The sequence below is a fragment of the Phenylobacterium sp. genome (assembly GCF_016793225.1).
Taxonomy (GTDB): Bacteria; Pseudomonadota; Alphaproteobacteria; order Caulobacterales; family Caulobacteraceae; genus Phenylobacterium.
The window spans coordinates 54574-70869 of record NZ_JAEUMN010000078.1; the positions used below are offsets into that span (position 1 = coordinate 54574).

Consider the following 16296-nt stretch of genomic DNA (forward strand, 5'->3'; position numbering starts at 1 on the left):
CCCGTCCCGACCGGCCTCGACCGGGCGCGATCGCACGGCCCGCGGCGTTCGGACGGCTCGCGCACGCGAGCGGTTTCGGCTAGACGCTGCTGCCATGTTGCTCTTCTGGGTCGTGGCGGGCGTCCTGGCCGCCGCCGCGGCGGGCCTGATCCTGATGCGCGCCGCAGGCGCCGCCGACGCGGCGGCCGCCGCGGACCCCGCTCCTGTCCTCTATCGCCGCCAGCTCGCCGAGATCGGAGACCTCGTCGAGCGCGGGCTGATGGGCGAGGGCGAGCGCAAGGGCGCGGAGGCCGAGGCCGCGCGCCGTCTCCTGGCCGCGACCGACGCGCCGACGGCGCCCTGGACCGCCGATCCGAAGAGCCGCGGCGTGCTGCTTGCGGTGGTGTGCGCCGCGCCGGCGCTGGCCCTGGGGCTCTATCTGCAGCTCGGCGCGCCAGGGTTCGGCGACCAGCCCTTCGCCCGCCGCCTCGCCGAGTGGAAGGCCAGCGACCTTCGGACCTTGCCGCCGCCCGAACTCGCGGCGGTGCTGCGCGAGGCGACCGCCAAGCGTCCGAACGAGGCGCAGGGCTTCCGCTTCCTGGGCATGGTGGAGAACGCCGCGGGCAACCCCGCCGGCGCCGTCAGCGCGCTGCGCCGGGCGACGGTGCTTGAGCCCGGCGACGTCGACACCTGGCGCCAGCTCGGCGAGGCCCAGGTCATCGCCGCCGGCGGCAAGGTCGAGGCCGACGCCCAGGCGACCTTCCGGCAGGTGCTGGCGCTTGCGCCCGGCGACGCCGGGGCCCGCTTCTACCTCGCCCGCGCCAAGGCCGAGGCCGGCCAGGCGTCCCAGGCCGCGGCCGAGCTCCAGGCCCTGATCGCGGACCTGCCGGCGGGAGACGCGCGGCGCGCGTACGTGGAGACCGAACTGGCGCGCCTGCAGGGCCGCCCGGCTGCGGCGGCGGACCCGCAGCAGCTCGCCATGATCCGCGGCATGGTCGACGGCCTCGCCGCGCGCCTGAAGGCGGATCCGGAGAACCCGGAGGGCTGGGTGCGCCTGGTGCGCGCCTACGCCGTGCTGGGCGACGCCGGGAAGCGCGACGAGGCCTACGCCGCGGCGCGTGCGAAATACGCCGGACAACCGGCCGTGCTCAAACAGTTGGACGAGGCCGCCCGCGCGGAACAGATGCGATGAGCTTCCTTCCCAAATCCCGCAAGGCGCGCACGCGCCTCCTGCTCCTTTCTGTGATCTCGCCGGTGGTGATCGCCGCCGTGGCCCTGGCGCTCTGGGGCATGCGGGACTCGATCTCGCTGTTCTACACGCCGTCGCAGGCCGAGGCGGCCAACCCGCCGCCGGGGCGCGCCATCCAGCTTGGCGGGCTGGTGCAGGCCGGCTCGGTGCTGAAGCACCCCGACGGCCGGGTGGAGTTCACCGTGGCCGACAACACCGCCGCCGACCGGGTCGTCTACCAGGGCGACCTGCCGGACCTGTTCCGCGAGGGCCAGGGCATCGTCGCCGAAGGCTCGTACCGCCGCGACGGGGTCTTCGAGGCCAAGCGCGTGCTGGCCAAGCACGACGAGACCTACATGCCCAAGGCGCTCGCCGACGAACTGAAGGCCAAGGGCGAGTACCGGGGCGACGGACCCCCGAAGGACGCCGGCGGGCCTGCGGTGACCTCCGCCGCCGGCGGCCCCTCGCCGCCGCAGAGCGGGGGGCGTTAGTGATCGCAGAAGTCGGCGCGTTCGCGCTGATCCTGTCGCTGGCCCTGTCGCTGGCGCAGGCGGTGCTGTCGTACGCGGCCCGCGTGCGCCGCTCGGCGGTGCTGGCCGGCGCCGGAGAGGGCGCGGCCATTGCGGCCTTCCTCGGCGTGGCGGCCGCCTTCGCGGCCCTGATGTACGCCTTCGTGGTCTCGGACTTCTCGGTGGCCAACGTGGCGATGAACTCGCACACGGAGAAGCCGCTGCTCTACCGGATCGCCGGCACGTGGGGGAACCATGAGGGCTCGATGCTCCTGTGGTGCCTGGCGCTGACCGGCTTCGGCGCATCGGTCGCCGGTCTGGGCCGCACGCTGCCCCAGGGGCTCAGGACCCTGACGGTGGGGACGCAGGGCGTGCTGGGCACGGTGTTCCTCGCCTACACGGTCTTCGCCTCCAACCCGCTCGCGCGGGTCGCCCAGCCGCCGGTCGAGGGACGCTCGCTCAACCCGCTGCTCCAGGACCCTGCGCTCGCGGTCCATCCGCCGTTTCTCTACGCCGGCTATGTCGGCATGTCGGTGGTGTTCTCCCTGGCGGTCGCGGCGTTGATCGAAGGCCGCGTCGACGCGGCCTGGTCGCGCTGGGTCCGGCCCTGGACGCTGGCCGCGTGGAGCCTGCTCACCGTCGGCATCACCCTCGGGTCGTTCTGGGCCTACTACGAGCTGGGATGGGGCGGCTGGTGGTTCTGGGACCCCGTGGAGAACGCCAGCTTCATGCCCTGGCTGGTCGCCACCGCCCTGCTGCACTCGGCCATCGTCACCGAGAAGCGCGGCGCCCTGGCGGGCTGGACGGTGTTCCTGGCGCTGGCGGCGTTCAGTTTCTCGATGCTCGGCGGCTTCCTGGTGCGGTCGGGCGTGCTGACCAGCGTTCACGCCTTCGCCGTCGACCCCACGCGGGGCGTCCTGCTCTTGATCATCCTCGGCGTGACCGCCGGCCTGGGCTTCAGCCTCTTCGCCTGGCGCGCGCCCACCCTCGGCCGTGGCGGGATGTTCGCGCCGGTGAGCCGCGAGAGCGCCCTGGTGCTGAACAACATCCTGCTGGCGGCCGCCACGGCCACCGTCCTCCTGGGGACGCTCTACCCGCTCATCCGCGAAGCGATGTCCGGCGAGGCCATCTCGGTCGGCCCGCCCTACTTCAACCTGACCTTCACCCCGCTGATGGCGGCGCTGCTCGTCCTGCTGCCGATCGGCCCGCTGCTCGCGTGGAAGCGGGGCGACGGGGCGACGGCGCTGCGGCGGCTCGCCGTGGCCGCGGCGGTGGCGGTCGTCCTCACCTTGCTGGTCGGCGTGCTGGTCACGCCGCGCCACACCTGGGGCGCGCTGGGCGTCGGCCTGGGCGGCTGGCTGATCGCGGGCGCCCTGGCCGAGATCCTCGAGCGCACGCGGGTCTTCCGGGTCCCGCCGGCCGAGGCGTGGCGGCGGTTCACCGGCCTGCCGCGCGGCGCTTGGGGCATGACGCTGGCCCATCTTGGGCTGGGCGTGTTCGTGCTCGGCGCCGTGTTCGAGACGTCGTGGAAGCTCGAGGCCGCCGAGGCGCTGCCGGTGGGCCGCGCCATCGAGGTCGGCGGCTACAGCGTCCGCCTCGCCGCGGTCGAGCCGGTGAACGGGCCCAACTACGACGCCGACCGGGGCACGATCGTCGTGACCCGCGCCGGCCAGCCGGTGTGCCAGGTGACGCCCGAGCGCAGGTTCTACACTGCCGGCGGCCAGACCACTTCCGAGGTGGGCCTCTGCTACCGCGGGCTGTCGCACCTGTACCTGGTGCTGGGGGAGCGGCGCGAGGGCGGGACCTACCTGGTGCGCGCCTACTGGAACCCCTGGGCGAGCCTGATCTTCGTGGGGCCGGCCATCATGGCCGCGGGCGGCCTCGTGTCCCTCTCCGACCGGCGCCTTCGCCTGGCGGCGGGCCGTCGGCGCCGGGAGCAGGAGGCGTGAGGCTGAAGGCGCTCCTCGCCGGCCTGGCGGGCGTGCTCTGCCTGGCCGCCGCCTCGGACCCCGCCGAGCGTCTTCCCGATCCCGCGCAGGAGGCCAGGGCGCGCGAGATCTTCCGCGACGTGCGCTGCCTCGTCTGCCAGAACGAATCGATAGACGACAGCGAGGCCGAACTGGCGCGCGACCTGCGCGTCATCGTCCGCGAGCAGGTCAGCGCGGGCCGCAGCGAAGCCGAGATCAAGCGCTTCCTGACGGACCGGTACGGCGAGTTCGTCCTGCTGACGCCGTCGTGGTCGCCGGGCAACCTGCTGCTGTGGGCCGGGCCCTTCCTGGTGGTGGTCGCGGGGGCGGCGCTGCTCCTCGCGCGCCTGCGCAAGACGGCGCCGGAACCCGAGCTGAGCCCCTCGGAAAGCGAGCGGTTGCAGCAGGTTTCAAGGGACGACGGCGCCTGACACGTTCCCGCCCATAAATGGACGCGAAGCGGCGCCTAAGGGTGGATGCAAAGTAATTTGCGCGGACGTTGCACTTCGGTGCATCCCACCTAGGTTGTTTGGGCGCAGTATGTCTCTTGCGAGACGCGGGCTGCGCAGGGAAACGAAGGCTGATGACCTCCAAGAAGACCGGTTACATCCTGGGCGCCGTCGCCGGCGCCGGCGTCATGGCGGCCGCCGTCGCGGGCGCAGGCATGCGCCTGCCCGCAGCCCATGCCGAAATGCCTCCGGGGGGCCTGATCAAGGCCTCGACCGCCCCCATCTTCGCCCCGCCCCCGGGCGCTCCGATGTCGTTCGCCGACATCGTCGACCGCGTCTCGCCGGCGGTGGTTTCCATCAACGTGACCAGCCGGGTCGACACCTCGAACCTCCGTCAGTTCCCCGGGCTGCCCTTCGGGATCATCCCGCGCGGGCCGCAGGGCGGGCAGGACGACGACGACGGTCCTGGCGGCGGCGATCCGGGCGGCCGCACCGAGCGCGGCCAGCCGCGCCTGCCCACGCAGCAGTCGTCGGGCTCGGGCTTCTTCATCTCGGCGGACGGCTATGTGGTGACCAACAACCACGTCGTGGAGAACGCCGAGACCATCAAGGTCGTGCTCAAGGACGAGACCGAGCTCGAGGCCGAGGTCGTCGGCCGCGACGAGGCCACGGACCTGGCCGTGCTCAGGGTCAAGGGTCGGCGCGGCCCGTTCCCCTATGTGAACTTCGAGAACGCCGGCAAGCCGCGCGTGGGCGACTGGGTCATCACCCTGGGCAACCCGTTCGGCCTGGGCGGCACCGCCACGGCGGGCATCGTCTCGGCCTATGGTCGCGACATCGGCGAGACCTTCGTCGACTACATCCAGATCGACGCCCCCATCAACCGCGGCAACTCGGGCGGACCGACGTTCGACGTCTACGGCCGCGTGATCGGCGTCAACACGGCCATCTTCTCGCCCTCGGGCGGCTCCGTGGGCATCGGCTTCGCGATCCCGTCCGAGGTGGCCGAGGCGGTCACCAAGCAGCTGATCTCGGGCGGCAAGATCGAGCGCGGCTACATCGGCGCCACGATCCAGAACTTCACCGCCGAGATGGCCGAGGCCCAGGGTCTGGGCGACCAGAAGGGCGCCATCGTGTCCGACATCTCGCCCGGCGGACCGTCGCAGCGGGCCGGGGTGCAGATCGGGGACGTGGTGATCGCCGTGAACGGCAACACCGTGAAGAGCTCTTCGGACCTCACGCGCCAGGTCGCCCGGGTGCGCGCCGGCGACATCCTGCGTCTCGACGTGATCCGCGACGGCAAGCGCCGGACCGTGGAGATCCGCTCGGGCGTGCGTCCGTCCGAGCGCGAACTGGCGGCGAACGACAACCTCGGGCGCGGCGGCGGCGCGACGCCGCCGGGCGCCTCGCCCTCGCCGCGGGCGCCGGTCCTCGGCATGTCGCTGGGGCCCATCGACGAGGGCGCGCGCAACCGCCTCAACCTGCCCGCCGACGTCCGCGGCGCCCTGGTCGAGAACGTCGACCAGGCGTCCGACGCCGGCGCGAAGGGCCTGCGCCGGGGCGACGTGATCACGCTGGCCAATGGCCGGATCATCGCCGGGGCGACGGATCTCGCCGCGGTGGTGGACGCCGCCAAGAAGGCGGGCCGCACCAGCGTCGTCGTGGGCGTCTACCGCAACGGACGCACCGCCTTCCTCCCCATCAAGGTCGCCGGCTAGCCGCCGCGACCCCCGGGGGGGGCGGATCTCAGATCTTCGCCCCGAGGCGCGGCGAGGCCGCCGCCTCAAGCCTGCGCCGCAGCGGCCCGCCGCCGCTCAAGCGCCAGCGTGTCCGTCGCCGGGGAGGTTCGCACGCTCGCCGGCGTCCACCAGACGGATGTTCGGCAGCATCACGTGGATCCAGCCGAGCGCCAGCAGGTACGACACAGAGGCGAAGAGGAAGAGGGGCAGGTAGCCCAGCCCGGCGGCCAGGACCATGCCCGCCACCTTCAGGATCAGCATCCCGCCGATGTTGCCGCTGAAGACGCCGAAGCTCGTCATCCGTCCGATCTTCGCCTTGGGCGTGACGTCGGTGATGAGCGCGAAAAGATTGGTCGAGAACCCCTGGTGCGCCGCGAGGACCAGCGCCAGCACGCCGGCCGCGGCGAACGGGCTGGTGGCCTGGAGCGCCAGGGGCATGGGCAGGACCATCAGCGCGCTGACCAGCATGGCGACCTTGCGCACCCGGTTCACGGAAATGCCGCGGGCGAGGAAGCGCGTGGCCAGCGTGCCGCTGATCAGCGAGCCGGCCGCCGCGCCTGTATAGGCCAGCGCCAGGGGCGCCGCGATGTCGCCGCCCGACAGTCCGAACTGGCGGTTCAGGAAGTCGGGCATCCAGAACAGCAGCAGCCACCAGGTCGAATCGCTCAGGAACTTGGCCCCGGCGACGGCCCAGGCGGCGCGGTCGCGGAAGAAGGCGCCGCGCGGCGGGGTTTCCGCAGCGGCCGCGGGCGGCGGGGCGGCGTCGCCGAAGTTGACCTTCCGGGTCACCAGCAGCCAGCCGACCGCCCAGACAAGGCCGGCCGCGCCGGCCAGCAGGAAGGCGCCGCGCCAGCCGAAGGGGCCGGCGATCATGGGGATGATGAACGGCGCGCTGATCGCGCCGAAGCTGGCGATGGCGTTCTGGAGGCCCACCCCGGTGGAGCGCATGTGGGGTGGGAAGATCGTGGCGATGGTCTTCACCGCCGTCGGCGTCACGGCCGCTTCGGTGGCGCCGAGCCCGATGCGGCACAGGGTGAACTGGACCAGGGTGTGGGCCCAGCCGTGGAACAGGGCCGCCACGCTCCAGCTGATCACCGCGATCGGGTTGGCCCACTTCACGCCGAGCTTGTCGACCAGCGGCCCCGCGCCGAGCAGCGCCACGGCTGTCGCGCCCTGGAACCAGGCGCCCAGCGTGCCGTAGTCGTCGTCCGTCCAGCCGAGCTCTGCGGCCATCTCGGGCTTCAGCACCGAGATGATCTGCCGATCGACCAGCGCCAGGATGCCGGACGCGGCCAGGAAGGCGAAGAGCATCCAGCGGAGCCGCAGGCTGGGCTCGCCGCCGACCGGGTGCGTGGCGCTCGTCAAGTCAGGCCTCCCCCTCGATCCTGGCCGGCCGTCGTCTGCGCAACTTTTGGGCTTGCCCCGCCGAGCCGTCTGGGAGAATGCTCATAATAAGTCATCGTTGTCATATGGAATTCTGGAGAGGCGTTTGCCCGAGGTGGTTCGCTACGGCCTGGTGGGCACGGGCATGATGGGCGTCGAGCACATCCACAACCTGGCGGTCACGCCGGGGGCGGTCGTGACGGCCATCGCCGACCCCGTGGAAACCTCGCTCGGCTGGGCCCGCAAGGCCCTGGGCGACCGGGCCGACCTGGCGAAGGCCTACGCCGACAGCGCCGCCCTTGCCGCGGGCGGCGACGTCGATTGCGTCATCGTCTCCAGCCCCAACCACACGCACCGCGAGGTTCTCGAGCCGCTGTTCGACGCCGGGCTGCCGATCCTTTGCGAGAAGCCCCTGGCCACCACGCTCGAAGACGCGCGCTGGGTGGTGCGGCGGGCGGCCGAAAGCCCCGCGCCGTTCTGGACGGCGATGGAATACCGCTACATGCCGCCGGCCGCCGCCTTCATCGAGGAGGTGCACGGCGGGAGGATCGGGGACCTGCGGATGCTGTCCATCCGCGAGCACCGCTTCCCCTTCCTGCGGAAGGTGGGAGACTGGAACCGCTTCGCCGGCAACACCGGCGGCACGATGGTCGAAAAGTGTTGTCATTTCTTTGACTTGATGCGGCTGATCACGCGCTCCGAGGCGGTGCGCGTCTACTGCTCGGGCGCCATGGATGTGAACCATCGGGACGAGCGCTACGACGGCCGCACGCCCGACATCATCGACAACAGCTACACCACCGTCGACTTCGCGAACGGCGTCCGGGCCATGCTGGACCTCTGCATGTTCGCCGACGGGGCCGAGAACCAGGAGGAGATCACCGCGGTCGGGGATACGGGGCGGCTGGACGTCCTGATCCCGACCGGAGCGCTGGTCTTCTCGCCCCGCGTCGGATTCCGCAATCCGAAGCGGGTCGAGTCGCGGATCGTGGACGTGGACCGCACGGCGCTGGAAGCCGGCACGCACCACGGCTCGACCTTCTACGAGCACCAGCGGTTCAACGCCGCGGTGCGCGGCGCCGGCCCAGTCGAGGTGACCGCGCACGACGGACTGATGGCCGTCGCCATCGGGACCGCCGCCGAGATCAGCGCCCGCGAGAAGCGCGTGGTGGAGATGAGCGAACTGGGCTTCTGAAGCCGAGCCGGTCGCCCGAATGATCATGAACCTGCTGTCCGTATGACAGCGTCAGACAACGAACGAGAGAAGAAGGAACAAGGGGGGAGACACATGAAGAGGATCATCCTGATCACCAGCGCCGCCGTGGCCGCCATCGCGGCGGCCGGTCCGGCCGTGTCCCAGACCGACAGCGACGGCGTGACCGACGTTGGCGAGATCGTGGTCACCGCCCAGAAGCGCGAGGAGCGCCTGCAGGACGTCCCGGCCGCGGTCTCGGTGGTCTCGGGCGACGCCATCGCGGCGCGCGGCTCCGTCAACCTGGAGAGCGCCCAGTACCTCGTGCCGACGCTGAACTTCCGGAAGTCGGGCACCACCATCAACCAGACGCTGTTCCTCCGCGGCGTCGGCACCTCGACCTTCTCGATCGCCGGCGAGCCGTCGATCTCCACCGTTGTGGACGGGGTCGTCTACAGCCGGGCGGGCGAGGCGTTCAGCGACCTCATCGACGTCGAGCGGATCGAGGTCCTGCGCGGGCCCCAGGGCACGCTCTTCGGGAAGAACACCTCGGCCGGCGTGATCAACATCGTCACCCGCAGGCCCGGCGACGTGCTCGCGGGCTATGTGGACGGCGGAGCCTTCTCCAACGGCGGCGAGTACCGCGTGCGCGCGGGCGTGGACGTGCCGTTCAGCGAGACGGTCCAGGGCCGCTTCACCGCCTTCTACGGGACCTACGGCGGAAACATCCGCAACGTGACCCGTGACACGCGGGTCAACGGCTACGAGCACTGGGGCGTTCGCGGCATGATCGTGGCCGATCCCAGCGAGGCGCTGTCCCTGACGCTGATCGCCGACTACCGCGAGAGCGACGACGACTGCTGCGCCGAGTTGATCGGCACGGTTCCCACGAACCTCACCGCCACGGTGCTGCCGACCCCGCGGGGCGACCGCACCCGGCGCGTGGCCCAGGACCTGATCACCGCCACCACGGAGAAGAGCGGCGGCGTCTCGCTGCAGGCCGACTGGGACGTGGGCCAGCACGTGGTGACCTACATCGGCTCGTACCGCGAGTACGACAATACCGAGATCCGCGACGGCGACTGGCTGCCCCGCGCCTACGTCGGCTTCAACCAGCTGCACGACATCGGGCCGCAGACCAGCAACACCCTGACCCAGGAGCTGCGGGTCACGTCGCCGGCCGACCAGACCGTGAGCTACGTCCTGGGCGCCTACTACTCGCGCGCCGAGACCGACCGGACCTTCACCCGCAACGACATCGTCTGCACCCTGACGCCCGCCCCCACGGTCATCACGCCGTGCGCCACGCCGGGCACGGTGGTGACCACGCCCACGGGCACGGCGACGTTCGGGTCGGTGTTCAAGAACTACGCCCTGTTCGGCCAGGGCACGATCAACGTCAGCGAGCGCTTCCGCCTGATCGCAGGCGTGCGCTTCACCTCCGACAAGCTGTCGGTCTACCACCAGCGGGTCACCGCGTTGGCGGGGCCGGGCATCCAGCCCAGCTTCGGGCCCTTCGCGGATTCCACGTCCAACGAGAACCTGTCGGGGAAGGCCGGCGCCCAGTTCGACCTCTCGGAGGCGTCGACCGCCTACGCCACCTATTCCCGCGGCTACAAGGGACCGGCCTACAACGTCTTCTACAACCTGACCGCCACGGGCACGAACGTCATCGACGCCGAGACGGCCGACAGCTTCGAGGTGGGCCTGAAGAACACCCTCATGGGCGGGCGGCTCATGCTGAACCTCGCCGCCTACTATGCGAAGTACCACAACTTCCAGGCCAACAATCCCGACGTGGTCGCGGGCGTCCTGGTCACCCGCTTCACCAATGCGGGCACGATCTCCACGCGGGGCGGCGAACTCGACGTCCTGTTCCGGCCCCTGGAAGACCTCAGCATCTCGGGCGGCCTCGCCTACACCGACGCCAAGGTCGACCAGTTCAAGCTGCCCACCAACGGCGTGATCACCGGCGTCGTGCCGTCCGGCACTACCCTGGCGTACGCGCCCAAGTGGAAGGGGTCGGTCGCGGTGGACTATCGGATCCGCGGCGTGGGCCCGGCGGACGTTCTGCTGGGCGCGCAGGGCTCGTTCCAGTCCAAGCAGCTCAGCCAGTTCGACGCCTCGGCCGCCGTTCGCGCCGCCACCACCATCGACGGCTATGCGCTGGTCGACCTCTCGGCCGGCATCGCCGACCCCGAGGACCGGTATCGCGTGATGCTGCAGGTCAAGAACCTGTTCGACACCAGCTTCCCGTCGGCCATCACCTCCGGCGGTCCCGGCGGCAGCTTCCGCTACCTGATCCCGCGCGAGGCCGACCGCTACTATGGCGTGACGGCGCGCGTGAACTTCTGATTTCGGGAGAGGTCGCAGGGCCCGCCGCCATGCGGCTGCGAGCCCTAACGCTCCCGCGTATCCCGAGCCTTCCCGCGGCGCGAGCGTCCGGCGAAGGCGAGGAAGGCGCCCAGGGCCAGCAGGGCCGCGCCCACGGCCTGGGCCGCGTTCCAGCTCAACGGATGCCGCATCTCGGTGTCTCCTGCGCCGGGGGCGCCTTCCTGATGTCGGGGCCGCGCCTTCGCGCGCAAGGGCATTGCGCGGGCTGATCGCGCCGATCGCGCGCCGTCATCGTGCGGGGGCCGGCGCGCCGCTCACGCGCCGGCGGCGTGCAGCGCGTGGCGCCGGTCGAGCGCCGACAGCACGTACTCGCCCAGGCGGACCGCGGCGGTGGGGACGGCGGCGCGCGCCCGCAGCAGGGCGATCTCGGCGTCGGGAAGGGGCGGCAGGCCCTGGGCCTCGCCGAGCACGGTGAGGTCCGGCGGCGCCATGTCGCGGGGCAGCACGGTGATCCCCAGCCCGGCGCGCAAGGCCGCATGCTGGCCCGCCAGGGAGGGGCTGGTGTAGGCGCAGCGCCAGGCGCGCCCGGCCGCCTCCAGCGCCGCGATGGCGCGCTTGCGATAGACGCAGGGGGAGGGGGCCAGGATCAGCGGCGCCAACGGGGCGGCGTCGAGCACGCTCTTGTCCGCGGCGACCCAGACCAGCGGCTCGCGCCAGACCCGGACGCCCTGGTCGGGCCCCAGGGGTTCCCGCTTCACCAGGGCGAGGTCCAGTTGCCCTTCGCGCAGCTTGTCGAGCAGGTGCAGGGTCAGGTCGCAGGTGACCGTGAGCGAGACCTTCGGGTGGAGCCGGGCGAACTGCCCCAGGATCTCGGGCAGGTGAACCGTAGCGAAGTCCTCGGGCGCGCCCAGCCGCACCTCGCCCTCGATATCGTCGCCCCGCACCTCTGCGAGGATCTCGTCGTTGACGCGAAGCAGGCGGCGCGCCTGCGGCAGGAAGATCTCGCCCGCCTCGGTCAACACCACATGCCGCGGGTCGCGGGACAGGAGCACCGCGCCGACCTGGTCCTCCAGCCGTCGCATCTGTAGGCTGACCGCCGACTGGCTGCGGCCAAGCCTTTCGCCCGCGCGCGTGAAGTTCTGCGCTTCGACGATCGTGACGAACGTCCGGATCAGATCCAGATCAAGATTGATGTTTCGCTGCGCTCGGTTCGGCATGATTGCTCCAGCTAATCATCCCGATGTGCAGTATCAAGGTTGGCCGGTCGGCTCGGCGGGGTAGTGCGGCGCACTTCTTCGCTGGGGGCGGATCCATGGACCTGGGAATGGCGGCGGCGCTGGTGGCGCCGGGAACACTCTTCTTCGTGCTGGGAGCCATCGGCGGCTTCGTGCGGTCGGACCTCACGGTGCCGGAACAGGTGTCGCGGGGGCTGGCCCTCTACCTGATGCTCTGCATCGGCTTCAAGGGCGGGGTCGAAGCCCGGCTCCACGGGTTCGAGGCCGGCATGCTGACGGCCGGCGCGGCCGGCCTCCTTCTGAGCTTCGCGACGCCCCTGGCCCTGTTCCCGTTGCTGCGGACGCTCGGACGGCTGGATTCGCCCACGGCCGCGGCCGCGGCGGCCGCCTACGGCTCGGTCTCGGTGGTCACCTTTGCGGCGGCGAGCGAGTTCCTGACCGGGCTGGGGCGGCCGGCGGCCGGCTACATGGCCGCCGTGCTGGCCGTCATGGAGACGCCTGCGATCCTCACGGGCCTGCTGCTCGCGCGGCGCACGCCCGGCTCCGCGCCCGCCGCCACGCCCGGCCGCACCCTGCACGAGGTCTTCTGCAACGGGGCGCTGATGGTTCTCGTCGGCAGCTTCGTCATCGGCGCCCTGACCGGCGCGGCCGGGATGGCCAGGCTCGACACCTTCGTGAACGCCATCTTCCAGGGCGCGCTCTGCTTCTTCCTGCTCGACATGGGGCTGACCGCGTCGCGCAGCCTGCTCGGCGGCAAGGCGCTCCACCCGCGCCTGGTGGGGCTCGGCATCCTCATTCCGCTAACCGGCGCCGCTCTGGCGCTCGGGATCGGCGTTGCGCTCAATCTGCCGCTTGCCGAGGCCACGATGCTCATGGTCCTCGCGGGGTCTGCGTCCTACATCGCCGTCCCTGCCGCCATGCGCCTGGCGCTGCCGGAGGCGAACGCGGGGGTCTATGTGACCCTGCCCCTGGCGGTCACCTTCCCGTTCAACCTGCTGGTGGGCATCCCCCTCTATGCCTGGGCCGCCTCGCGGCTGCTCAGCTAGCATGAGCGTTGCTTCTCGCGACGATGGCGCTTCCTCATCGACCTTCGCCTTGCGGAGCGCCTGCCGCGGCCTGAAATCCACTCCGGGACCGGGCCCCTCTGGTGCGGCCGCCGACTTGGGGCGGCTTCACGATGTCGGTCCAGCAGCCGCGCCCGCGCCGCGTGATCGCGCCGGGCCACACCGGAGGGACGATGAAACGTACGCCGACAATCGAGCTCCGACAGGGAGAGGACCAATCCGCGCGGTTTGGCCGGCGGCAGACGATGGAGGGGCTGATCCTGGCCCAGATCTGGTGGACGCCCTACGTGGCGGCGGCCGACCTGTGGTGGGGCGCCGACCTCGGCGGGCTGATGCCGGCGCCGGCGCCCGACGCAAGGCCGGTTCAGCTCATGGCCGCCGAATGAGTTCGGTCCTCAGCTTGCGCCGCCCCATCCGCGCGACAGGTCGCGCCGAGCAGCCCCTTCGACGCACCCCGGAGTCCGGGCGCGCCCTGGCGGCGGCCTGCGCCATAGTGGCCGGCGCCGACGGCTGGCCGACCGACGACGAACGGCGGCAGATGGTCGAGCGGCTCCGGCTGCTCGCCGACTCCACCCGCCTCGACCTCGAGCACGTCGTCCGCGCCTTCGATCGGTTCCTCAACGCCCTGATCGAGGATCCCGAGACGGCGGAGCCCGTCTGCATGGCGCTGATCGCCCGTCTCCGCTCCGATCCCGGCCAGGCGCGCGCGCTGCTGCAGGCCTGCAACGCGGTGGCGATGGCCGATGGCGGCTACGACGAGGCCGAACGGCAGGCGGTGCGCCGCATCTGCCGTGCGGTCGGGGTGTCCGCCGAGGAAGTCGGCGTCGCCGACGCGCCCTGAGCCCGAGCCGGAGAACCAGTTCCAAGCGTTCGGCCCGAACGGGCGACCCGTCAGCCGGCGGGCGCGAAGACCCGGACGGCTTGCGGGGAGATGGTGAAGGTCACCGGCGTGTGGGTGAGGATCTCGCCGTCGAGGCTCACCGGCCAGCGGCGTCGAGTCTCCACCTCGAAGCGGGTGCAGGCCCCGACGCGGACCTGGGCGGACAGGCGCTGACGGCCCTGCCGCAGCCGCGGCGCCAGGGCAAGCAGGCGCAGCAGGTCCGAGACCTCGAGGCTGTAGAGGTCGAGCTGCCCGTCATCGATCTGCGCCTGGGCCTCGATGGGGGTTCCCCCGCCGTAGTAGCGCCCGTTGCCGACGGAGATCTGAAAGGTCTGCACCTCCACGTCCCAGCCGGCGCCGCGGATGCGGGCCGTGAACCGACGGGCCCGGCGGAGGGTTCGCAGGGCGGCGACGGGGTAGGCCAGGGGGCCCAGCCGGCGCTTCAGACCGGAGTCGAGGTTCTCCGTCACCAGCGCGCCCAGCCCGATATTGGCCACGTTGAAGAAGGGGCGGCCGTTGGCGAAGCCGACGTCGATCGTGCGGAGCTCGCCCGTCCGCGCCAGCCTCACCGCGTCGGGAAGCGCCGGCGGCACGCGGAGCGTACGGGCGAGGTCGTTGGCCGAACCGGTCGGCAGCACCAGGAGCGGCAGGCCCGTCTCCAGAAGCGCCGGCGCGATCGCGTTCAGCGTCCCGTCGCCGCCCGCGACGGCGACCGCGTCGACCATGTACCGCCGGCCGCGCACCCTCGCCGTCAGATCCTGGTCGGGCGACAGCGGCAGGGTATCGAAGCCGTAGCCTTCGCGCCGCAACGCCTCCTGCGCCTCGGCGAGGCCGCGCCGGCCCTTCCGCGAGCGCGTGTTTCCCACCAGCAGCAGGCGGCGCACCGGCGGCGCGGCCGCCGGGCGGGCGGACCGCGGGGGAAGCACCGCCAGCTCAGTCATGCGCCGGCCGTCGCCTGGGCGGCGCGCCCTCGCCCGCGGCGTAGGTCATGAGCTTCTCGAGCTCGCCGTGATCCAGCCAGACGCCCCGGCAATGGGGGCACAGGTCCAGTTCCACGCACTTGAAGTGCAGCGACTGCATCGGGACTCGGCAGCTCAGGCAGAGCGGGGCGATCACGGCTTCTCCTGACGGCGCGGCGACGCAGGACATTGGGGTTCGAGGGCTCCGTCGCCAGCGGGGGGCGATGAAAAGGCCTCATGACTGCCATCAGCGCCGGCCGTTCCGTCGCCTTTGGGCGGTAGGCGCCTCGACCGGCGGCCGCTAAGCTCGCGCGCGTGAAGACCCAGCTCGCCCTTGCCGCCCTCCTGATGACGGGCGCGCTGCTCCCCACCGCCGGTCACGCGCGCATCTACCATGTGATCCAGTCGGGGGCGGACTCCTGGACCGTGCTCGATCCCGCGGGCGTGGAGACGGTCGCGGGAAGCCCGGTCCGTCGCGCGTGGGAAGTGCGTGTCCAGCGCAACATCCTGTCGGGCACGCCGCCCCAGCCGGGCTATGTGCGGACGCTCAACGAATACGACTGCGCCGCCCAGCGGACGCGGTGGCGCGAGTTCTCCGCGTTCTCGCGCTCGGGCGCGCTGCTGGTCAGCAAGGTGAATCCCAACCCCGAGTGGGGGCCCGCCGCCGAGAGCTACGACACCCAGGCGGCCTTCAAGGTGGTCTGCGAAGGCTACGGCGGAGGCTCGGTCGTTTCCGCCGAGAGCGTCGCCAAGCTGGTGATCCGCCTCATGGGGTCGTGGGACCCGCCCAGCACGCCGATCGAGCCGGTTCTGCCGCCGGCGGCGGCGTCCGCGCCGGCCGGGAAGGCGGCCGCCGCCCCGGCGGCCAAGGCCGCGCCCGCGAAGACCGCCGCGACGAAAGCCCCGCCCGCGAAGCGGTAGGGCTCTCGCCGCGCCCTGTCCTTACTTGGAGAGCTGTCCGCGGATCGCGCCGCCCGGGTGGGGTCCGTTGTGGACGTTGACGTAGTAGCCGGCCGGGTTGGCCAGGATGTCCTTCACCACATCGGCGCCGACCGTGGCGCAGCCCTTCGACTTGCCGTCGGCGCCGGGCTTGTTCATCGGAACCACAGGCGGACCAGAGGCCCCGGCGGCGCCGCGGTGGACGTGGGCCGCCGTCGCCGTGTCGATCTTCTCGACCATCAGGTCGTAGCAGACCTCGTTCTTGGCGGTGTCGATCTGGAAGTTGGCGTGGCCGCCGCCGTCCGTGTCCGGCGAGCCCGCGCCGCCCAGGTGGGCGGACAGCTTGTCGGCCGCCTGCGCAGGCGCGCCCAGAAGCGCGGCCGCGGCAAGCGCCAGCATGCAGTTCTTGATCATCTCGTCCTCCATCCGCCCCCGACTT

Annotated in this window: 16 protein-coding genes and 1 pseudogene; 11 read left to right on the forward strand and 6 right to left on the reverse strand. The window is 71.8% G+C overall.

What is annotated here, in order from left to right; all coding sequences use genetic code 11:
- Positions 1 to 94: 94 nt before the first annotated feature.
- The 5 genes from ccmI to JNK30_RS08960 all read left to right on the forward strand — a co-directional run bounded on the left by ccmI (position 95) and on the right by JNK30_RS08960 (position 5850).
- The gene (gene ccmI / locus JNK30_RS08940) at positions 95 to 1171 is read left to right on the forward strand and encodes a c-type cytochrome biogenesis protein CcmI (protein WP_293481767.1); all 1077 of its coding nucleotides are present in this window, start codon (positions 95 to 97) and stop codon (positions 1169 to 1171) included.
- The gene (gene ccmE / locus JNK30_RS08945; protein ID WP_293481769.1) at positions 1168 to 1698 is read left to right on the forward strand and encodes a cytochrome c maturation protein CcmE; all 531 of its coding nucleotides are present in this window, start codon (positions 1168 to 1170) and stop codon (positions 1696 to 1698) included. The genes ccmI and ccmE overlap by 4 nt, the downstream gene beginning before the upstream one ends.
- Entirely contained in the window at positions 1698 to 3665 is a 1968-nt protein-coding gene (locus JNK30_RS08950; protein ID WP_293481771.1) for a heme lyase CcmF/NrfE family subunit, read from the forward strand. The genes ccmE and JNK30_RS08950 overlap by 1 nt, the downstream gene beginning before the upstream one ends.
- Positions 3662 to 4114: a cytochrome c-type biogenesis protein gene (locus JNK30_RS08955; protein ID WP_293481773.1), complete on the forward strand. Its 453-nt coding sequence runs from the start codon at positions 3662 to 3664 to the stop codon at positions 4112 to 4114. The genes JNK30_RS08950 and JNK30_RS08955 overlap by 4 nt, the downstream gene beginning before the upstream one ends.
- A gap of 152 nt (positions 4115 to 4266) precedes the next feature.
- Positions 4267 to 5850, forward strand: a complete 1584-nt coding sequence (locus JNK30_RS08960) for a trypsin-like peptidase domain-containing protein (protein ID WP_293481775.1) — start codon at positions 4267 to 4269, stop codon at positions 5848 to 5850.
- A gap of 96 nt (positions 5851 to 5946) precedes the next feature.
- Here JNK30_RS08960 and JNK30_RS08965 read toward each other — a convergent pair whose 3' ends face one another.
- Entirely contained in the window at positions 5947 to 7236 is a 1290-nt protein-coding gene (locus JNK30_RS08965; protein WP_293481777.1) for an MFS transporter, read from the reverse strand.
- Between the two features lie 133 nt (positions 7237 to 7369).
- On the opposite strand from JNK30_RS08965, the gene JNK30_RS08970 reads away from it, so the two are divergent.
- Both JNK30_RS08970 and JNK30_RS08975 read left to right on the forward strand, forming a co-directional pair.
- Entirely contained in the window at positions 7370 to 8449 is a 1080-nt protein-coding gene (locus JNK30_RS08970; RefSeq protein WP_293481799.1) for a Gfo/Idh/MocA family oxidoreductase, read from the forward strand.
- A 93-nt stretch (positions 8450 to 8542) separates the two neighbouring features.
- Positions 8543 to 10801, forward strand: a complete 2259-nt coding sequence (locus tag JNK30_RS08975) for a TonB-dependent receptor (RefSeq protein ID WP_293481779.1) — start codon at positions 8543 to 8545, stop codon at positions 10799 to 10801.
- Positions 10802 to 10845: 44 nt separating this feature from the next.
- On the opposite strand, the gene JNK30_RS08980 is transcribed toward JNK30_RS08975, so the two are convergent.
- On the reverse strand, positions 10846 to 10971 hold the full coding sequence (locus tag JNK30_RS08980; RefSeq protein WP_293481781.1) for a hypothetical protein: 126 nt from the start codon (positions 10969 to 10971) through the stop codon (positions 10846 to 10848).
- A gap of 123 nt (positions 10972 to 11094) precedes the next feature.
- Positions 11095 to 11997 (reverse strand): LysR substrate-binding domain-containing protein, encoded by a 903-nt coding sequence (locus JNK30_RS08985; RefSeq protein WP_293481783.1) that lies wholly within the window; start codon positions 11995 to 11997, stop codon positions 11095 to 11097.
- 95 nt (positions 11998 to 12092) lie between these two features.
- On the opposite strand from JNK30_RS08985, the gene JNK30_RS08990 reads away from it, so the two are divergent.
- From JNK30_RS08990 to JNK30_RS09000, 3 genes are all read left to right on the forward strand, one after another.
- Positions 12093 to 13061: a sodium-dependent bicarbonate transport family permease gene (locus tag JNK30_RS08990; protein WP_293481785.1), complete on the forward strand. Its 969-nt coding sequence runs from the start codon at positions 12093 to 12095 to the stop codon at positions 13059 to 13061.
- Positions 13062 to 13324: 263 nt separating this feature from the next.
- Positions 13325 to 13465 (forward strand): hypothetical protein, encoded by a 141-nt coding sequence (locus JNK30_RS08995; protein WP_293481787.1) that lies wholly within the window; start codon positions 13325 to 13327, stop codon positions 13463 to 13465.
- Complete coding sequence (locus JNK30_RS09000) at positions 13462 to 13920, forward strand: TerB family tellurite resistance protein (RefSeq protein ID WP_293481789.1); 459 nt, start codon at positions 13462 to 13464, stop codon at positions 13918 to 13920. Before JNK30_RS08995 ends, JNK30_RS09000 begins: the two co-directional genes overlap by 4 nt.
- A gap of 50 nt (positions 13921 to 13970) precedes the next feature.
- Here the strand turns inward: JNK30_RS09000 and JNK30_RS09005 are convergent, their stop codons facing one another.
- Positions 13971 to 14900: a lipid kinase gene (locus JNK30_RS09005; protein ID WP_293481791.1), complete on the reverse strand. Its 930-nt coding sequence runs from the start codon at positions 14898 to 14900 to the stop codon at positions 13971 to 13973.
- Positions 14901 to 14946: 46 nt separating this feature from the next.
- Positions 14947 to 15108: pseudogene (locus JNK30_RS09010) on the reverse strand (zf-TFIIB domain-containing protein); the annotation flags it as partial.
- A 125-nt stretch (positions 15109 to 15233) separates the two neighbouring features.
- On the opposite strand from JNK30_RS09010, the gene JNK30_RS09015 reads away from it, so the two are divergent.
- Positions 15234 to 15839 carry a surface-adhesin E family protein gene (locus JNK30_RS09015; protein ID WP_293481793.1) on the forward strand — a complete coding sequence of 202 codons (606 nt, stop codon included), beginning with the start codon at positions 15234 to 15236 and terminating at the stop codon, positions 15837 to 15839.
- 21 nt (positions 15840 to 15860) lie between these two features.
- Here the strand turns inward: JNK30_RS09015 and JNK30_RS09020 are convergent.
- Positions 15861 to 16296 (reverse strand): CHRD domain-containing protein (locus tag JNK30_RS09020; RefSeq protein WP_293481795.1); only part of this gene is annotated, 436 nt, incomplete at its 5' end.